16 protein-coding genes are annotated in these 18995 nt (G+C 70.2%); 7 read left to right on the forward strand and 9 right to left on the reverse strand.

Annotated features, from left to right (window positions below; genetic code table 11):
* Positions 1-16 precede the first annotated feature (16 nt).
* A complete protein-coding gene (gene map, locus VJN29_RS02255) occupies positions 17-880 on the reverse strand; it encodes a type I methionyl aminopeptidase (protein ID WP_324141853.1) in 864 nt (287 codons plus the stop codon).
* A 77-nt stretch (positions 881-957) separates the two neighbouring features.
* Here map and VJN29_RS02260 point away from each other — a divergent pair, with 77 nt between their 5' ends.
* The gene (locus VJN29_RS02260) at positions 958-1173 is read left to right on the forward strand and encodes a methionine aminopeptidase (RefSeq protein ID WP_324141855.1); all 216 of its coding nucleotides are present in this window, start codon (positions 958-960) and stop codon (positions 1171-1173) included.
* A gap of 26 nt (positions 1174-1199) precedes the next feature.
* On the opposite strand, the gene panB is transcribed toward VJN29_RS02260, so the two are convergent.
* Positions 1200-2069, reverse strand: a complete 870-nt coding sequence (gene panB / locus VJN29_RS02265; RefSeq protein ID WP_324141857.1) for a 3-methyl-2-oxobutanoate hydroxymethyltransferase — start codon at positions 2067-2069, stop codon at positions 1200-1202.
* A 66-nt stretch (positions 2070-2135) separates the two neighbouring features.
* On the opposite strand from panB, the gene VJN29_RS02270 reads away from it, so the two are divergent.
* From VJN29_RS02270 to VJN29_RS02280, 3 genes are read left to right on the forward strand one after another with little or no spacing between them, the layout of a single operon-like run.
* The gene (locus tag VJN29_RS02270; protein WP_324141859.1) at positions 2136-3473 is read left to right on the forward strand and encodes a glutamine synthetase family protein; all 1338 of its coding nucleotides are present in this window, start codon (positions 2136-2138) and stop codon (positions 3471-3473) included.
* Positions 3474-3495: 22 nt separating this feature from the next.
* Positions 3496-6552: a bifunctional [glutamine synthetase] adenylyltransferase/[glutamine synthetase]-adenylyl-L-tyrosine phosphorylase gene (locus VJN29_RS02275; RefSeq protein ID WP_324141861.1), complete on the forward strand. Its 3057-nt coding sequence runs from the start codon at positions 3496-3498 to the stop codon at positions 6550-6552.
* A gap of 44 nt (positions 6553-6596) precedes the next feature.
* Positions 6597-7823 (forward strand): MFS transporter, encoded by a 1227-nt coding sequence (locus VJN29_RS02280; protein ID WP_324141863.1) that lies wholly within the window; start codon positions 6597-6599, stop codon positions 7821-7823.
* A 692-nt stretch (positions 7824-8515) separates the two neighbouring features.
* Here VJN29_RS02280 and glnA read toward each other — a convergent pair.
* The gene (gene glnA, locus VJN29_RS02285; protein WP_324141865.1) at positions 8516-9940 is read right to left on the reverse strand and encodes a type I glutamate--ammonia ligase; all 1425 of its coding nucleotides are present in this window, start codon (positions 9938-9940) and stop codon (positions 8516-8518) included.
* A gap of 145 nt (positions 9941-10085) precedes the next feature.
* Here glnA and VJN29_RS02290 point away from each other — a divergent pair, with 145 nt between their 5' ends.
* Positions 10086-10568 carry an RDD family protein gene (locus VJN29_RS02290; protein WP_324141867.1) on the forward strand — a complete coding sequence of 161 codons (483 nt, stop codon included), beginning with the start codon at positions 10086-10088 and terminating at the stop codon, positions 10566-10568.
* A gap of 20 nt (positions 10569-10588) precedes the next feature.
* Here VJN29_RS02290 and VJN29_RS02295 read toward each other — a convergent pair whose 3' ends face one another.
* The 5 genes from VJN29_RS02295 to lipB form a co-directional block, all read right to left on the reverse strand.
* Positions 10589-11320, reverse strand: a complete 732-nt coding sequence (locus VJN29_RS02295; RefSeq protein WP_324141869.1) for a DUF4191 domain-containing protein — start codon at positions 11318-11320, stop codon at positions 10589-10591.
* 5 nt (positions 11321-11325) lie between these two features.
* The gene (gene lipA / locus VJN29_RS02300; protein ID WP_324141872.1) at positions 11326-12351 is read right to left on the reverse strand and encodes a lipoyl synthase; all 1026 of its coding nucleotides are present in this window, start codon (positions 12349-12351) and stop codon (positions 11326-11328) included.
* 316 nt (positions 12352-12667) lie between these two features.
* Positions 12668-13768 (reverse strand): hypothetical protein, encoded by a 1101-nt coding sequence (locus VJN29_RS02305; RefSeq protein ID WP_324141874.1) that lies wholly within the window; start codon positions 13766-13768, stop codon positions 12668-12670.
* Positions 13765-14730 (reverse strand): ABC transporter ATP-binding protein, encoded by a 966-nt coding sequence (locus VJN29_RS02310; RefSeq protein WP_324141876.1) that lies wholly within the window; start codon positions 14728-14730, stop codon positions 13765-13767. The genes VJN29_RS02305 and VJN29_RS02310 overlap by 4 nt, the downstream gene beginning before the upstream one ends.
* A gap of 53 nt (positions 14731-14783) precedes the next feature.
* The gene (gene lipB, locus VJN29_RS02315; RefSeq protein WP_324141878.1) at positions 14784-15443 is read right to left on the reverse strand and encodes a lipoyl(octanoyl) transferase LipB; all 660 of its coding nucleotides are present in this window, start codon (positions 15441-15443) and stop codon (positions 14784-14786) included.
* Positions 15444-15502: 59 nt separating this feature from the next.
* On the opposite strand from lipB, the gene VJN29_RS02320 reads away from it, so the two are divergent.
* Positions 15503-16570 carry a Gfo/Idh/MocA family oxidoreductase gene (locus VJN29_RS02320; protein WP_324141880.1) on the forward strand — a complete coding sequence of 356 codons (1068 nt, stop codon included), beginning with the start codon at positions 15503-15505 and terminating at the stop codon, positions 16568-16570.
* A 65-nt stretch (positions 16571-16635) separates the two neighbouring features.
* A complete protein-coding gene (locus tag VJN29_RS02325; RefSeq protein ID WP_324141882.1) occupies positions 16636-18144 on the forward strand; it encodes a serine/threonine-protein kinase in 1509 nt (502 codons plus the stop codon).
* A gap of 112 nt (positions 18145-18256) precedes the next feature.
* On the opposite strand, the gene VJN29_RS02330 is transcribed toward VJN29_RS02325, so the two are convergent.
* Positions 18257-18995 (reverse strand): 2-oxo acid dehydrogenase subunit E2 (locus VJN29_RS02330; RefSeq protein ID WP_324141884.1); only part of this gene is annotated, 739 nt, incomplete at its 5' end.

Raw genomic sequence — 18995 nt, forward strand, 5'->3', positions numbered from 1 at the left:
GCCGGCCCGGTCGGGCTCAGGGCAGGGTGAGGATCTGGTTGCCGTCCTCGGTGATGACGATGGTGTGCTCGAACTGGGCCGAGCGTCGGCCGTCTCGGGTCACCACCGTCCAGCTGTCGTCCCACATCTCCCACTCGTGCGTCCCGAGGTTCAGCATCGGCTCGATGGTGAAGGTCATGCCGGGCTCCATCACGGTGTTGTACTGCGGCGCGGCGTCGTAGTGGGGGACGATCAGCCCGGAGTGGAACTCGAGGCCGATGCTGTGCCCGGTGAAGTCCCGCACGACGCCATAGCCGAAGCGCTTGGCGTAGCTCTCGATGACGCGCCCGATGACGTTGACCTCGCGTCCGGGGCGAGCGGCCTTGATGCCCCGCATCATTGCCTCGTGGGTGCGCTCGACGAGCAGGCGCGACTCCTCGTCGACATCGCCCACGAGGTAGGTGGCGTCCGTGTCGCCGTGCACCCCGTGGATGTAGGCCGTCACGTCGATGTTGACGATGTCGCCGTCCTCGAGCGGGCGGGTGTCCGGGATGCCGTGGCAGATCACCTCGTTGACGCTCGTGCACACCGACTTGGGGAACGCCTTGTAGCCCAGCGGTGAGGGGTAGGCGCGGTGGTCGAGCATGAACTCGTGAGCCACGGAGTCGAGCTCGTCGGTCGTGACACCCGGGGCGATCCGCTCCGCGGCCGCCGCCATAGCCTGGGCTGCGATGCGCCCCGCGATCCGCATCTTCTCGATCGTCTCGGCATCCTTGATGCGGACGTCGCCGTCCTCGCGCGGATGGGGCACGTCGACGTAGTGCGGACGCGCGATGGAGGCGGGTACGGGTCGTCGCGGGGTCAGCGGGTGAGCGGCGACACGGGAGCGGGCCAACGGCATACGGTGGAGTCTAGGTCGTTCGTGCGGTTGGCTCGTGCACGGCGCCCGCCCAGCGAACACGTCGAAGGGAGAGCGGGATGAGCTTCTGGTACAACGTCAGGACCGGTCAGGTGGAGACCGACGCCAACCGCAGCATCGGCGAGCGGGTCATGGGTCCCTACGACACCGAGGAAGAGGCTCGCCACGCGCTCGAGACCGCCCGCGCCCGCACCGAGAAGTGGGACGAGGAGGACCGGGAGTGGGAGCAACGCAACGCCGCGCCGGGCTGGGACGACGAGCGCCTCGACGACTGACCAAATCGTTGTTCACTCGATCGGCTTCAGGCGTCGAAGGAGTGCTCCGCGGCGGGGAACGCGGCTGACTCGACGTCAGCGGCGTAGGCCCTGGCGGCCTCCAGGAGCGTGCCGCGGAGATCTGCGTACTTCTTGACGAAGCGGGGCGCCTTCCCGGCCCGCAGGCCGGCGAAGTCGCTCCAGACGAGGACCTGCGCGTCGGTGTGCGGCCCCGCACCGATGCCGATCGTGGGGATGGTGAGGACCTCGGTCACCCGAGCGGCCACCGGTGCCGGCACCATCTCGAGCACCACGGCGAACGCGCCGGCTGCCTCGAGGGCGCGCGCCTCGTCGACGAGCCGGTCTGCTGCCTCGCCCCGTCCCTGGACGCGGTAGCCGCCGAGCTGGTGCTCGCTCTGCGGGGTGAAGCCGACATGGGCCATGACGGGGATGCCCGCCGCCGTGAGCAGCCCGACGAGCGGGGCCATGGCCGTGCCGCCCTCCAGCTTGACGGCGTGGGCCAGCCCCTCCTTCATGAAGCGGACCGCCGTGGCGAACCCCTGCTCGAGGGAACCGCCGTACGAGCCGAACGGGAGGTCGGCAATCACGAGGGCCCGCCTGGTGTTGCGGCTGACCGCCCGCACGAGCGGGATCAGCTCGTCCACCGTGACCTGCACCGTCGTCTCATGGCCGTAGACGTTGTTGCCGGCCGAGTCGCCGACGAGCAGCGCTGGGATCCCGGCCTCGTCGAAGATCTGGGCCGAGTACATGTCGTAGGCGGTGAGCATGGCCCACCGACGGCCCTGGACCTTCAGGGCGTGCAGGTGCGGGATCCGCACGCGCCGTGGGGACTCGGCGGTGGGTGTGGCTCCGGCGCCGTACGGATTGGGCTGCTCGGCGGAGGGGGCCTCGGTCATGGCGCGAGCATACGCAGGGCGAGTGTCCGTTACATCGGGGAAACAGGCATGCGGCAGGATCGACACATGAACCGTCAGGAAGAGTTCGTGCTGCGCACCATCGAGGAGCGCGACATCCGCTTCGTCAGGCTCTGGTTCACCGACGTGCTCGGCACGCTCAAGTCCGTGGCCGTCGCGCCGGCCGAGCTCGAGGGCGCCTTCGCGGAGGGGATCGGCTTCGACGGTTCCGCGATCGAGGGCTTCGCGCGCGTCTACGAGGCGGACATGCTGGCCAAGCCCGACCCCTCGACCTTCCAGATCCTGCCGTGGCGCGGAGACCCGCCCGGCACGGCCCGGATGTTCTGCGAGGTCCAGATGCCCGACGGGTCGCCCAGCTTCGCCGACCCGCGGCACGTGCTCCAGCGGGCCCTCGACAAGGCGGCGGACCTGGGGTTCACCTTCTACACCCACCCCGAGATCGAGTTCTTCCTGCTCAAGCCCGAGCCCGACGCCGACGGGCGGCCCGTCCCTGTCGACGACGCCGGCTACTTCGACCATGTGCCCCACGGCACCGGCCACGACTTCCGACGCGCGGCGATCACGATGCTCGAGAACATGGGCATCTCGGTGGAGTTCAGCCACCACGAGGGTGCGCCCGGACAGAACGAGATCGACCTGCGCTATGCCGACGCGCTCAGCACTGCCGACAACATCATGACCTTCCGGACGGTCGTCAAGGAGGTCGCGCTGTCACAGGGCATCTACGCGACCTTCATGCCCAAGCCGTTCGCGGAGCATCCCGGTTCCGGCATGCACACCCACGTGTCGCTCTTCGAGGGGGACTCCAATGCGTTCCACGAGGCCGGCGCCCCCTACCAGCTGAGCAAGATCGCGAGGCAGTTCATCGCGGGCCTCATCATGCACGGCGCCGAGATCACTGCCGTCACGAACCAGTGGGTCAACTCGTACAAGCGTCTCTGGGGCGGGGGAGAGGCCCCGGCCCACCTGACCTGGGGCCACAACAACCGCTCGGCGCTCGTGCGCGTGCCGATGTACAAACCGAGCAAGGGTCAGTCGACCCGGATCGAGGTGCGCTCGCTCGACTCGGCGTGCAACCCATACCTCGCCTATGCCGTCATCCTCGGGGCCGGGCTCAAGGGCATCGAGGAGGGCTACGACCTGCCGCCGGAGTCCGAGGACGACGTGTGGCAGCTCACCGACGCGGAGCGCCGGGCCATGGGCATCAAGCCGCTGCCGGAGGCGCTCGGGTCCGCCATCGAGCAGATGCAGCAGAGCGAGCTCGTCGCCGAGGTGCTCGGGGAGCACGTCTTCGAATTCTTCCTGCGCAACAAGCGACAGGAGTGGCAGGACTACCGGCACGACGTGTCGCGCTTCGAGCTCGACCGCTACCTGCCGCGCCTCTGAGCCGATCGGCGGCCGGCACCCGATGTCCCGCACCACCTCGACCACCGGCACCCTCGCCCGGCTCGGCTTCGCGCATCCCGACCGCGCCGCCAGTCACCTCGCGGACCCAGCCCTGGCCGCCCTTCGCGGCGGCGACGGTATCGACGGGAGCGACGGGAGCGACGGGTTCCCAGCCAGCCTTCTCCAGGCCACGGGGGACACCGCCGACCCAGACCAGGCGCTGCTCGGACTCGTCCGCGTCCTCGAGGCGCTGCAGAGTCAGGGCGACCCGGCAGACCTGCGATCCCTCGTCGAGGAGCTGCTGGGCGGGGGACCCGGGCGGGATCGGGTGCTTGGCGTCCTCGGGGCCTCGACCGCGCTCGTCGACGAACTCGTGCGGCACCCGGGCCACTGGGTGGACGCCGCCCTGGCCCAGCGGCACACGGCAGCAGAAGTCCGCGCCGAGCTGGTGGCTGCCGTGACCACGGAGCGCGGGGGCACCACGGCACTCGACGCGCTCCGCATCGCCTACCGGCGGGGACTGCTCCGGATCGCGGCCCGCGACATCACGTCAACGGACCCGATCGCCGACATGCCGAGGGTCGGCGAGGCCCTCGCCGAGCTCGCCGAGGCCGCGTTGGAGGCGGCTCTCACGATCGCGCGCGAGGAGTATGGCGACGGGCATGAACAGTGCCGTCTGGCGATCATCGGGATGGGCAAGACCGGCGGTGGCGAGCTCAACTACGTCAGCGACGTCGACGTCATCTTCGTGGCCGAGCCCGCCGAGCGGGTCGACGAGGAGACGGCGCTTCGCGTCGGCACGGCGCTCGCCTCGGCCACGATGCGGGCCTGCTCGGCGCACACCCAGGAGGGGGCGCTGTGGCCCGTCGACGCCGCGCTTCGCCCCGAGGGCAGGCAGGGACCGCTCGTGCGCACCGTGGGCAGCCACCGGGCCTACTACGAGCGGTGGGCCAAGACGTGGGAGTTCCAGGCGCTGCTCAAGGCGTCGGTCTCGGCGGGGGACCGCCAGGTCGGCCTGCGCTACATGGAGGCGATCTCACCGCTCGTCTGGGAGGCCGCGAGCCGGGAGAACTTCGTCGAGGACGTCCAGGCGATGCGGCGGCGGGTCGAGGAGCACGTGCCTGCCAACGAGGCGTCGCGACAGCTCAAGCTCGGGCCCGGCGGACTGCGCGACGTGGAGTTCAGCGTGCAGCTGCTCCAGCTCGTCCACGGCCGGACCGACCCGTCGCTCCGGTCGGCCACGACGCTCGAGGCCCTGTCGGCCCTGGCCAAGGGCGGCTACGTCGCGCGTGACGACGCGGCCACCCTCGACCGGGCCTACCGGCACCTGCGCTGCCTCGAGCACCGGATCCAGCTGCACCGCCTGCGGCGCACCCACACCATGCCCGACAACCCGGCCGACCTGCGCAGGCTCGGACGGGCGATGGGGCACCGGACGCATCCCGCGGAGGCGGTCGTCGCCGACCGCCAGGCCGTCGCCCGGGAGGTTCGCCGGATCCACGAGCGGCTCTTCTACCGGCCGCTCCTCGCTGCCGTCGCCCGGCTCAGCCCCGACGAGGTCGGCCTCTCGCCGGAGGCCGCGCGCGAGCGGCTCCGCGCCCTCGGCTTCCGGGACCCGGCCGGCGCACTACGCCACATCGAGGCGCTCACCACCGGTGTGAGCCGCCGCGCGGCGATCCAGCGGCAGCTGCTTCCCGTCATGCTCGGCTGGTTCGCCGACGAGGCCGACCCCGATGCCGGGTTGCTCTCGTTCCGTCGCGTCTCCGACGCGCTCGGGGCGACGCACTGGTACCTCAAGATGCTCCGCGACGAGGGACGTGCGGCGGATCGCTTGGCCCACAGCCTCGCCCGGAGCCGCTACGCCGCGGACCTGCTCGTCCGCTCTCCCGACAGCGTGTCGATGCTCGGTGAGCCCGGCGGCCTCGAGCCGCGGTCCCGGGAGGCCCTCACGGCGACGATGCGCGCCGCCGCGAGCCGCCGCGAGAGCGGGGCCGACGCCATCCTCGCCGTCCGGGCCATCCGGCAGAACGAGGTGCTGCGCGTCGTCATGGCCGATCTCGCCGGAGAGCTCGACGTACTCCAGGTCGGCGCCGCCCTGACCGATGTCAACGCCGCCACGATCGCCGTGTCCCTCGAGGCCGCGGCGGCTGAGGTGGAGCGGCGAGAGGGCGTGCCGCTTGGGGGCGCCCTGCTCGTCGTGGGAATGGGCAGCTTCGGCGGCGGCGAGATGGGCTACGCCTCGGACGCCGACGTCATGTTCGTGTACCGCGCCCATGATGCCGGTGACGAGTCAGCCGACGAGCCGGGCATGCAGGCCAGGGCGACCCTCGTCGTCCAGGAGCTGAAGAAGCTGCTCACAGGTGGGGCTTCCGAGCCGCCCCTCCCGCTCGACGCGGACCTGCGTCCGGAGGGCAGGAACGGCCCACTCGTCCGCAGCCTCGAGGCCTACCGCACCTACTACGACCGGTGGGCGCTGACGTGGGAGTCCCAGGCGCTGCTTCGTGCGGCGCCAGTGGCTGGGCCTGACGACCTCGCCCTCGACTTCCTCGAGCTGATCAACCCGCTCCGCTGGCCGGAGGGGGGACTGGGGGCGGGCCAGGTCCGCGACATCCGCCTGCTCAAGGCGCGCATGGAGTCGGAGCGGCTGCCCCGCGGGGCCGACCCGGGCACCCACATCAAGCTCGGCCGCGGTGGGCTCACGGACGTCGAGTGGACCGTGCAGCTCCACCAGCTCATGCATGCCCACGGAACACCGAGCCTCCGCGTCACCGCGACCCTGCCCGCGCTGGGCGCTCTCGAGGCGGAGGGCCTGGTTCCGGCCGCCGACGCGGCGGCCCTGCGGGAGGCGTGGCTGCTCGGCGCGAGGCTGCGCAACGCCGGAGTCCTCTGGCGCGGCCGCCTCGTCGACAGCGTCCCCGACGTCCTCCGGGACGCCGACGGAATGGGCCGGATCATCGGCCGCCACGCCGGCGAGGCGAGCGGCCTGGTCGAGCACTGGCGACGCGTGGCACGCCGGTCCCGAACGGCCGCCGGTTTCAACTTTTACGACTCACCACCACGGGGTAGCGTCGTGCCGTGAGCCAGAGTCGGGGAGCCCAGAGACGAGCACCCTCCTACGCGGAAATGCTCCGTGTTCCGGGCTACCTGCCGATCTTCCTGGTCAACGCCTTCTCGATGTGGGGGGACTACGTCGCGCGGGTGACGATCGCGGCCGTCGTGTTCGAGCGGACCCGCTCACCGCTGGCCACCGCCACGACGCTCGCCATCAGTTTCGTGCCGACCTTCCTCGGCCGCAGTCTGCTCGGGCCGGTCGTGGACCGCTTCCCCTACAAGTCCGTTCTCGTCGTCAGCCATGTCTCCCGGGCGCTCTGCGTGCTCGCCCTCGTGTGGCTCGTCATGACGGCGGCGTCGCTGCTGTGGGTCTTTGCGGTGCTCTTCCTCCTCGAGCTGATCGGCGGGGCAGCCAGCGCCTCGAACCTCGTCCTCGTCACCGACCTCTTCGAGCACGATCGACCGCTCTACGCGCGGGCGGTCGGGCTGACGGCCATGGCGGAGCAGGTCAACCAGGCGCTGGGCCTCGCCCTCGGTGGCGGCCTGGTCGCCCTCCTTGGCCCCCGTGTGGGCCTGATCATCGACTTCGGCACGTTCGTCGTCGCGGCCATCGTGATCCTCGTGGTCGTGCAACGGCAACCCGTGCACGGCAGCCGCGGCAAGGGGGTGAGGGGCTTCGTCCACGATCTCGGCAGCGCCATCGGCGACCTCGCGGGTCACCCGGTGCTCGCCCGGCTCATGGCCCTCAGTGCCGTGGCAAGCCTCGGCATCGCGGCGCCGGAAGCGCTCGCCATCCCGATCGCCGGGGACAACGGGTGGGGTGGCGTCCTCATGGCCACGCCCATCGTCGGCGCGGTCGTGGGCATCGTCGTCATCGGTCGTTTCGACGTGCACCGCCAGAACGCGTCCATCGTGCCGCTCGCCCTCGCGATGCCGGTGCCGCTGCTGGTCACGGCGCTCCATCCCCCGCTCGCCGTGGTCGTCGCGCTGTTCTTCGTCAGCGGACTCCTCCAGGCGTTCATGGTGCCCCTCCAGGCCACCTTCGCCCTGGCGACCGCACCCGCGATGCGTGGCCGGATCTTCAGCCTCGCCGGCTCAGTCGCCGTCGCGGCAGCCGGCGCCAGCTACCTCGGGGCCGGCTGGGTCGGCCAGCACACCAACCCGTACCTCGGCGTCGCGATCTGCTCCGCCATCTGCCTTGTCCTCATCGTCGCGCTGGGCCTGAGGTGGCCGCACAGGCACGTCAACGCGACCGTCGAGCACGCCTACGCGACGTCCCGCTCGACACGGGCCGCCTGAGCGCCCCTCCATGCCGTATGCCGCTGGGCTCGCTTCCACCCCTGCTCTGCCCTCTCCGGGCGGCTGAGTTCGAGCGCGCTGCCGCACCCTGGCGTGGAACCCGACGGTGGGCGACCACTCAGGCGTTGGCCGCGAGATCCCTGGGTCGGGCTCACCGATGCCGTGAGCCCGCCTCCAGACGCGGCTGACCTGGCTGCATTGCGACGATCGACCACGAGGGTGCCGCCGTCGACATTCGGCCGCAGGGCGAAGGACGTGGTCCGGAGCCGCATGTCGAGGGTGAACTCGTACCACGGCCACCACTGTTCGGTGAGCTGGGCCGTGCCACCAGCCGCGGCTCGCTCGCGAACCAGCTCCCACTGGGTGACTCTCATCGCCGGGCGCCCCGACCGGCCTCCAGCACGGCCGCTGAGGGGCCCGAGGGCTCGTATCCTGCTCCGCCTGGCGGAGCAGGATACGAGTTCACGGTCAGTGTGCTGGTCGGTTCCGGTCGCGTGCCCGGGTCCACTCACCGACCAGATCGAGCACGCCTTGGGGAGGAGGCCAGATCTGGCGTGGCAGGTGCTCCGGACAGGCGGCGACGCGCGGTTCGATGTCGCACAGTATGCCCGGCGCGGGGAGGTCGCCGTCGACTTCACCGCGGACGACGCCACCGTCACGTGGACGTCGATCCTCAACGCAGGGCTACCTCGTCACAGGTCGTAGTACATCTCGAACTCGTGCGGGTGCGGACGGAAGCGGATCGGGTCCACCTCGTTCTTGCGCTTGTACTCGATCCACGCCTCGACGAGGTCCTTGGTGAAGACGTCGCCCTCGAGGAGGTAGTCGTGGTCGGCCTCCAGCGCGTTGAGCACCTCGGGGAGGGAGCCGGGCACCTGCTCGATGGCCGCGTGCTCCTCGGGGGGGAGCTCGTAGAGGTCCTTGTCGATCGGCTCCGGCGGCTCGATGCGGTTCTTGATCCCGTCCAGCCCCGCCATCAGCTGGGCCGCGAAGGACAGGTACGGGTTCGCCGACGGGTCCGGCACGCGGAACTCGATGCGCTTGGCCTTCGGCGAGGTCCCGGTGATCGGGATGCGGACGCAGGCCGAGCGGTTGCGAGCCGAGTAGACCAGGTTGACTGGAGCCTCGTAGCCGGGCACGAGGCGGTGGTAGGAGTTGATCGTCGGGTTGGTGAAGGCGAGCAGCGACGCGGCGTGCTTGAGCAGGCCGCCGATGTACCACCGGGCGAGGTCCGACAGGCCGCCGTAGCCGCGCTCGTCGTAGAAGAGCGGTTCCCCGTCCTTCCACAGCGACTGGTGGGTGTGCATCCCGGAGCCATTGTCACCGAAGAGCGGCTTCGGCATGAAGGTCGCTGACTTGCCGGCAGCCCAGGCCTCGTTCTTGACGACGTACTTGAACTTCATCATGTCGTCGCCCGAGTGGAGCAGCGTGTTGAACCGGTAGTTGATCTCCATCTGGCCGGCCGTGCCCACCTCGTGGTGGCTGCGCTCGACGTTGAGGCCCACGTTCTTGAGCCGGATGCAGACCTGGTCGCGCAGGTCGGCGAAGTGGTCGACGGGCGAGACCGGGAAGTAGCCGCCCTTGTAGCGGGTCTTGTAGCCGCGGTTGCCGCCCTCCTCCACACGGCCGGTGTTCCATGCGGCCTCGACGGAGTCGATGAAGTAGTAGCCGGCGTTCTGCTTCGTCTCGAAGCGGACGTCGTCGAAGACGTAGAACTCTGCCTCGGCGCCGAAGTAGGCGGTGTCGGCGATGCCCGTCGACTTGAGGTACTCCTCGGCCTTGAGGGCGATGTTGCGGGGGTCGCGGCTGTAGCGCTCGTCGGTGAACGGGTCGAGGATCGAGAAGTTCATGACGAGCGTCTTCTCGGTGCGGAAGGGGTCGACGAACGCGGTGGCCGGATCCGGGACGAGCTTCATGTCCGACTCGTGGATCGCCTGGAACCCGCGGATCGAGGACCCGTCGAACATCTGCCCGACGGTGAAGAACTCCTTGTCGACCGACTCAGCCGGCACGTTGAAGTGCTGCATGACACCGGGCAGATCGCAGAACCGAATGTCGACGAACTTGACGTCCTCGTCCGCGATGAACGCGAGGACCTCATCAGCTGAGCTGAACATCAAACCTCCTGATGTGGATGCTGTCGTCGAGGACGGTAACTGGGCCCGATTTCCCGGCCATGACCCGAATGTTTCCCGCGTGTTAACGGCAGGCCATGCCGTATGCCGCTGGGCTCGTCTTCGCACGGATCGTTAGGCTGGGCACGTGGTTGACCGCGAGGATGTTGGCTCCTGGCTCGAGGGCCCCCGATCGAGAACCGCCGGCGAGGGGGAATGGCCGGGCCAGCGCCTCGGCCTACCGGAGCACGGCCCGAGCTCGATCGCCCGGTTCGGACGACGCCTCTGCGGCATCATCATCGACTGGGTCATCGCGCTCGTCATCGCCCGGGGTCTGTTCCAGGTGCCGCTGCCGTTCTCCGAGGAGACGGCCACGGGTGGTCAGAACTTCATCGTGCTCGGCATCTTTGCCCTGATGAACATCCTGCTCGTCGGGACGCTGGGGACCACGATCGGGCACCGTTCCATGGGCCTGCAGGTCCGGAACGTCATGGGCGGGCGGGCGACGTTGGTGCAGGCGGTCATCCGGACCGCGCTGCTCTGCCTCGCGATCCCGGCGGTGATCTGGGACCGGGACGGCCGCGGCCTGCACGACAAGGTGCCCAACACGGTCATCGTCCGCACCCGCTGACGTGGCCGACTCGGCCGGGGCTACTTGCCGCGCAGCGCCTTCCGATCCATGCGGGCGCGCGTCGGGTCGATGCCCTTGGGGAGCGGGGCCTTCATCCCGCCGAGCGACTTGAGGCGCTTGTTCACCACGGACATCTCGTCCTTGGTGATCTGGGGGCGCAGCCGCTGGACCTTGCTCGCCAGCTTGCTGATCGGCACCTCGTCCTCGCCGTTGCCGACACGCATCAGCGTGACCGGCACACCCGGCGCGACACGCTCGACCCGCTTCTTCTCGGCGACGAGCAGCTTCTGCACCCGGCCGGTGGGTCCCTCACCGACGAGCACGACTCCGGCCCTGCCCAGCGCGCGGTAGACCACGGCGGCTGACGTGAAGTCACCGGGACGGTTGACGTCCGCCGCCACCGGCTCGCGGTCGGTGTACCAGCCTCGGCGGATCGACGTCAGGGCGGCACCCGCGGCGCCGGTCTGGCCCTCGATCTGACGGTAGGCAGCCCGCTCGGCCCGGCGGCTCATCACGATCGTCGCGACGAGAATGCCGCTCATCACGCCGAAGACGGCGAAGATCCACCCGAGGTTGAGCAAGAGGCCGACGACGAGGATGACGCCGAACGTGACGAGGAAGGCGAGCAGCATGTACCACCCGACGAGTGGGTCCTGCTGCCTCGTGATCTTGAAGACCTGCCAGATCTGGGCCAGCCGCCCGGTCTTCTTCTCCTTGGGCGCCTTCGCGTCGCCGTCCTTGTTGCGTGCCATGCGGATCAGGATACGGCGCCCGCAGCGCGGGCCACCAACGACGCCGCCTCCTGGCGGGCGGGCGACTCCGCCGCGTCGGCAAGGTGCCCCAGGTGCTCGGGGATCGGCCGCCCCCACTTGCGCATCGCGGTGGCCCAGAGCCGCCCGGCCCGGTAGGACGAGCGGACGAGCGGGCCGGCCATGACGCCCTTGAACCCGAGGTCCTCCGCCACGTCGGACCAGTGGACGAACTCCTCGGGCTTGACCCAGCGGTCGATCGGGTGGTGCAGCTTCGAGGGCCGCAGGTACTGCGTGATGGTGAGGATGTCGCAGCCGGCGTCGTGCAGGTCGCGGATCGCCGACTCGATCTCGGCGTCGGTCTCGCCCATGCCGAGGATGAGGTTGGACTTGGTGACGAGCCCCGCCTCGCGGGCCATCGTCAGCACGCGCAGGGACTTCTCGTAGGTGAACGCCGGGCGGATCCGCTTGAAGATCCGGGGCACCGTCTCGAGGTTGTGCGCGAAGACCTCCGGCCGGGCGTCGAAGACCTGGCCGACCAGCTCCGGCTTCGCACCGAAGTCCGGCGGCAGGATCTCGACACCGGTGTTGGGGTTGAGCTGGTGGATCTGTCGGATCGTCTCCGCATACAGCCCGGCTGCGCCGTCCGGCTGGTCGTCACGAGCCACGCCCGTGACCGTGGAGTAGCGCAGGCCCATCCGGTGCACCGACTCGGCAACGCGTCTCGGCTCGTCGAGGTCGAGGGCCTGCGGCCGCCCGGTGGCGATGTCACAGAAGTCGCAGCGTCGGGTACAGGTGTCGCCCCCGATGAGGAAGGTCGCCTCGCGGTCCTCCCAGCACTCGAAGATGTTGGGGCAGCCCGCCTCCTGGCACACCGTGTGCAGCCCTTCGCCCTTGACCATCGAGTGCAGCGCCGTGAACTCGGGCCCCATCTTCGCAGTCGTGCGGATCCACGACGGCTTGCGCTCGATGGGGGTCTCCGCGTTGCGCGCCTCGACGCGCAGCAGGCGACGACCGTCAGGTGCGACAGTCACGGCGGCTCCTTCGTTGGGGGCAGGGGTTGCCGGGTTTGCCGGCCTCACCGCAGCCTACGCCGCGCGCGGGCTGGGTCCCCGTCGAGTGTGCACTTCGCGCTCGGGCTGGGTCTTCGTCGAGAGTGCACTTCGCGCCGAGGTGCGCGACGCGAAGTGCTACTCGATGGGAGGGCCCCCGTGCGAAGTGCACACCCGACGAGGCCCGAGCCCAGCGGCATACGGCTCAATGGGAGGGTCCCCGTCGAGAGTGCACACTCGACGAGGCGCGAGCCCAGCGGCATACCGCTCGATGGCCTGTGGCGGCCGGAGCATGAGGTCAGGTGACGTCGCGACGTCGGAACACGAGGACTGCCGCCGTCGAGAGCCCGAGGACGAGGACGAGCAGGTAGACCCAGCCGTGCGTGTAGCTGACCTCCTGCATGCCGAAGGTGCACGACCGGTTGCCCTCGACGGTGGTGCACGTCTCCGCCATGTACTCGTGGCCCTTGTCGAGGAACGCGCTGGCGTTGGGCATGATGGCCCACGGGGTGAGCCGACCGCCGAGGAACGCCTGGACCGCGATGAACTCGACCACGACGAGGTAGCCGAGCAGGAGGCCGACGAGCCCGGCCGTGTGCCGAAGGAGCAGCGCGAGTGCGGCGCCCAGCAGACCTGCCGCGACGACGACGAGGACGGCGCGGAGCACCAGCTGGGCGACCGGGTCCTCCAGCGGTGGCGGCGCGGGGAGCTGCAGGGCGGAGTCCGGTCGGTTGATCGTGGCGACCATCCGGGCGCCGAGGATGAGCAGGCCGAGACCCAGCGCGGCCGTCAGCGCACCGCCGACGCCCGCTGCCGCGAGCTTGCTCAGGGCGACTCTGACGCGCTGCGGCTTGAAGGTGAGCCAGTTGCCGAGGGCACCGGTGGAGAACTCGGCGGCGACGAAGCTGCCCATGAGAAGGAGCACGAGGAACGCGTAGGCGAACGTGGCATAGGGGACGAGCTCGGCGGTGATGGTGTCGGCGATCGGGAGCGAGATGCCCACGTCCTCCATCGTGGGCGCCTGGAACTCGCCGATCTGCTCGCAGTGGAAGTCGATCGATCCGTCGCCGGTCCGCTCCCGCTCGGCTGCCTCCGCCTCGCGGCACTCCGCGATCATCGTCGGGAGGTTGGCCTCCATCTCCTGTTTCTGGCGCTCGGCATCGGCAACCATGGCCTGGTACTCGTCCAGCCTCTGGGCCAAGGTCTCCGGCGAGCTCTGGTTGTAGACGTTGTAGACCATGAGGCCGGTGAACGCGACGACGCCGACGAGCACCGCCTTGGTCAGGCGGCGCCACCAGAGGCGGCGCAGCTCGACCCCGACCAGGCCGAGGAACGACGTGCCCCTCGGGCGCGTGTGCGACTTGGCCTGGGAGTCCGGCGTGATCAGGGTGTGGCTCATGCCGCACCCCCCGTCGCGAGGCCGCCGGCGTCTCGATCGGCGTCCGAGCCGAGGCCCTCGTCGGCGGTGAGCGAGAGGAAGGCGGACTCGAGGTCCGGCCGGATCGGCGTCAGCTCCCGGACGTAGAGGCCATGGCCGGCGAGGACCTTGGTGATCTCGGCGGGGTCCTCCGCACCCGTCACCAGGAGGTGCTCGCCCTCGCGGGTGACGCGCAGTCCCGCGGTCGAGAGGACGTCCTCCGCCTGTCCCGGTGAGGAGATGCCGATGCGGACCTGCGGCGCGCCGCCGCCTCCGAGGATCTCGGTGACGGCACCCTCGGCGAGGGTCCGCCCGTGGCCGATGATGGTCACGGTGTCGGCCACGTGCTCGACCTCCGCGAGGATGTGCGAGCTGACCAGGATCGTCTTGCCCGCCCTGCCAAGGGTGAGCATCGTGTCGCGCACCTCGCGGATACCCGCCGGGTCGAGGCCGTTGGTCGGCTCGTCGAAGATGAGCAGCTCCGGGTCCTTGAGCAGGGTGGCCGCGATGGCGAGGCGCTGCTTCATGCCGAGCGAGTAGCCGGCGTAGCGGTCCCGGCCGCGGTCCCTGAGATGCGTCACCTCGAGGACCTCGTCGATGCGCGGCCGCGGCGTCCCGATGGCGTCGGCGAGGAGGCGGAGGTTCTGGCGGCCGGTGAAGGCGGGGAAGAACTTCGGTGACTCGACGATCGCGCCGACCCGGTCGATGACCTGGGGTAGCTCCTTCGGCACCCGTCGCCCGAAGAGCTCCGCGGTGCCGGAGTCGGGGCGGATGAGGCCGAGCAGCATCCGGATCGTCGTCGTCTTCCCAGAGCCGTTGGGGCCGAGAAAGCCGTGCACACCGCCGGCTGGGACGGTCATCGTCAGGCCCTGCACCGCGACCCTGCGACCTCCCCTGCCGAGGTAGCTCTTGCGCAGACTGACCGTCTGGACGGCAACGTCCATGGAACCCCCTGTGTGTGATGGCGTGCTCACCCTAGTGGGGCGGGGCCCGGGCGTCAGGCGGACACCCTCCGGTTCGGTTCGAGAGCGGGGATGATGTCGCCCAGATGCTTCTCGATGTGGGGCAGCACCTCCGGCACGGTGACGTCACGTCCGAGCTCGAAGGACAGCGACGTGACGCCGGCGCCGACGATGCCGCACGGGATGATGACCGCACCCCATGACAGGTCGGGGTTGCAGTTGAAGGCGAAGCCGTGCATCGCGACCTGCCGGCTGACCCGGATGCCGATGGCGCCGATCTTGCGCCGCGGCCCGCGGTCGTCGGCGGCGATCCACGTGCCGCTCTCGCCCTCGACCCGGCCGGCCTCGACGCCGAAGTCGGCGCACACGCCGATCATCATCTCCTCGAGCGCCCGGACGTAGCCGACGACGTCGATCGGTGCGGGCAGGCGGACGATGGGGTAGCCGGTGATCTGCCCCGGTCCGTGCCACGTGATCTTGCCGCCCCGGTCGACGTCGATGACCGGGGTGCCGTCCTTGGGTCGCTCGTGCGGCTCCGTGCGCTTGCCCGCGGTGTAGACGGCTGCGTGCTCGAGGAGGTAGATCGTGTCGGGCTCCGCGCCCTCGACGACCCTGGCGTGGGTCTCCCGTTGTACCTCCCAGGCGTGCTCGTAGTCGACGAAGTCGGGGTCGAGGCCGAGGTGCACGAACTGCATGCGGTCAGGGTACGCCGCGTGGCCCGGGTGCCCTGCCGCGCTCGCTCTAAGGTGGCCGTATGCCGCTGAGCTCGCTTCCCGGGAACCGTTCCCTTCGCGTCGGGCTCGCCGGGTACGGAGTGGGCGGTCGACAGTTCCACGTGCCGGCGCTGTTGGGTGCGGGGCTGGAGGTCGCCGTCGTGTCGACGTCGAGTCCCGAGCGGGTGGCCCAGGTCGAGACCGAGCTCCGGGGGGCGCGCGTGGTCACTGACCTGGACGCGATGCTGGACGAAGGCGGTCTTGATCTGGTCGTGCTGACGACGCCGACGGGACTGCACGCCGAGCACGCGGTGCGCGTGGTCGAGGCCGGCATCGCCCTCGTGGTGGACAAGCCGCTCGCGGTCAACGCCAGCGAGGCGGGCCGGATCGTGGACCTGGCCGCCCATCGTGGGGTGCCTCTGACCGTCTTCCAGAACCGGCGGTACGACCCCGAGCTGGCCGCACTGCTGGCCGTCCGGGACGGTGGGCTCGTCGGTGAGATCCGACGTGCGGAGTACCGCTGGGACCGGTGGCGGCCCGAGCCCAAGCAACGGTGGAGGGAGACCCAGACCGCCGAGGAGGGGGCCGGGCTGCTCCTCGACCTGGGAGCGCACCTGCTCGACCAGGCCGTGATCCTGCACGGCGAGGTGGACTCCGTCTATGCGGAGGTCTTCTCGCGGACCGTTGTGGCGGAGGACGACTTCTTTGTCGCGTGCCGTCATACTTCCGGCGTGGTCAGTCACGTCATGGCATCGTCGGTCAACGGTGCTCCCGGGCCGCGGGCGCGGCTGATGGGGTCGACGGGCGCATACGTCATCGGGCGACAGTTCGACGAGGTGAGCGCCTTCGGTGGGTTCGAGAACGATGGGGAGTCCGTGGGCTGGGTCATCCGCGGCGACGCGCGGGAGCCGGGACCGGTCGTCGGCCCGTGCCACCAGTCGGACTTCTACCGGGCGGTCGGCGCGGCGCTGCTCTCCGACGATCCGCAGGCCGCGATGCCGGTCGACCCGCGGGACGCGGTCCACGTCCTTGCCGTGGTGGATGCGGCCCGTGTCAGTCACGAGGGTCAGCGGGTCGTCGAGGTCCTCACGCCGGGCGAGGCACCCTGACCCCAGTGGGCGGCGCCTGTGGATGACGGCCGCGGCGCTGAGAGCGTCCCTGTGACGATGGCTTGGTGAGCATCCTCGACGCCAGTCCACCTGAGGTTCCCGGCCACCGGCTCGAGCGCATCGTCGGAGAAGGTGGCACGAGCGTCGTCTGGGCGGGCGTGGACCGGGCCGGCGCCGCTGTCGCCGTCAAGGTGCCCCGTTCCGGCTCCGACTGGGATCCGTCTGGCTGGGCCGTCGAGCAGCAGGTGCTCTCGACGGTTCGGCACGAGCACCTCGTGCCCCTGCGTGACGTGGTCGAGCTCTCGGACGGCAGGACGGCTCTCGTCTTCGACCTCGTCACCGGGGCGCCGCTGAGGTCGATGGTCCACGCCCGCGGGCAGCTGCGGCCGGGAGAGGTGGTGACGATCCTGACGCCGATCTGCCAAGCGGTGGCCGCCCTCCATGCCGTCGGTGGCAGCCACGGCGACATCTCGCCCGGCAACATCATGCTCACGGCGGCCGGCCGGCCGCTCCTGCTCGACCTCGGGGCGGCTCGCGTCATGGGCTACGGCGGCGAGGTCTGCGGCACAGCGGGGTTCATTGCCCCGGAGGTGCGCGCGGGGGATGCTCCGACAACCGCCAGCGACGTGTTCTCCCTGGGTGCCGTCGCCTGGTTCTGTCTTACCGGTTACGGCGCCCCGGACACGGTCCAGCGCCTGGATCTCGACACGGTCCGTAGTCATGTCGGCGGCGAGCTCGCAGAGGTGGTCGCGGCGAGCATCGATCCCGACCCGGCCCGCCGGCCCGAGGCGACGCGCCTTGCCCGCCTCCTCTACGACGCGGTGCAGCCGGAGCCGGTCGAGGTCGTCGTGGGTGCGGACGACGCGTCTGCGCTGACCCATCGGCTGCGTGTCGATGCCGCGCGCGAGCAGCCAGTTCCGAAGGCCCCTCGCCAACAGTTCGGGCCGCGAGCTCTGGCCGCGGCGCTGGCCATCCTGGTCGTGGGCGGGGCAGCGTGGCTGCTGCTCGGGCGCTGGCCCGCTGCCGTCGCAGGCGGGGCTCACGCGGAAGCGGCCGCCGTGGCCGCGTCCACGTCATCACCCACATGGACGGGGCGGCCCGCCCAGACCGTACGCGCTGCACGAACCACGCAGGCGGTGCCGACCACGCAGGTTGCCGGATCGGTCCAGCACGATGGGTCCGCTCCAAGGACACGCCCGAGGGAGCTGATGCAGTGGCTCTCCGACCAGCGGGCGGGCGTCCTCGTCGCCGGGGACCTCCAGGGCCTGGACGCCATCCATCGGTCCGGTTCGAGGTCCCACCAGTCTGACGTCGAGCTCATCGAGACACTGCTCCGAGGCGGCAACCGCTACGCCGACCTCCACCTGACCGTGGCCGGGTCCGCCTGGGCAGGCGGTGACGCCGAGCGGGCCACCGTCCGGGCCCGGGTCGACTGGTCTGCCTACGTCGTCGTCGACCGCTCCGGCGACCGACGCACCCATCCTGCCGCGGAGGGGGAGCTGCTCGACTTCGACCTGGTCAGGAGCGCCGAAGGGTGGCGGATCGAGGCAATCAACACCACACGGTCCGACTGAACGGCAGGACGACGCCGTCCGCACCGGGTCGGACGAGCTGACGGCGAAGCGCGCCGCCTTCACACCGGAGGACCGGGCGACGGCGGCGCGCTTCGACCTGGATCGATTGGCCTCAGGCCTCGAAGTTGCCCTCTTCCAGGCGGGTCTTCATGGTGTTCAGGAACCGGGCCGCATCCGCACCGTCGACGATCCGGTGGTCGTAGGTCAGGGCCAGGTACATCATCGACCGGATCGCGATGGTCTCGCCGCCATCGGGGTCGGTCACGACCACCGGTCGCTTGACGATGGCACCGGTGCCGAGGATGGCGACCTGCGGCTGGTTGATGATCGGTGTGTCGAAGAGCGCGCCCCTGCTGCCGGTGTTGGTGATCGTGAACGTGCCACCGGCCAGGTCGTCGGGCGTGATCTTGTTGTTCCGCGTCCGATCCGCGACGTCGGCGATGGCCCGCGCCAGACCCGCGATGTTGAGGTCGCCCGCGTTCTTGACCACGGGGACGATCAGCCCCTTGTCGGTGTCCACGGCGATGGAGAGGTTCTCGCTGCCGTGATGGACCACCTCGTCGCCCTCGATGCTTGCGTTGACCATCGGGTGCGCCTTGAGCGCCTCGGTCGCGGCGAGCGCCAGGAAGGGCAAGAAGCTGAGCTTGACGCCCTCGCGCGCCAGGAAGTCCTTCTTCGACCGCTCCCGGATGCGGGCCACCTTGGTCAGGTCCACCTCGACGACGGTGGTCAGCTGTGCCGACACCTGGAGTGACTCGACCATCCGGCTCGCGATGAGCTTGCGCAGGCGTGTCATCTTCTCCCGTGTGCCGCGCTTCGGCGAGACGGAGGCAGGGGCCGCGGGTGCTGAG

The organism is Intrasporangium sp. (genome assembly GCF_035280925.1).
Classification (GTDB): domain Bacteria; phylum Actinomycetota; class Actinomycetes; order Actinomycetales; family Dermatophilaceae; genus Intrasporangium.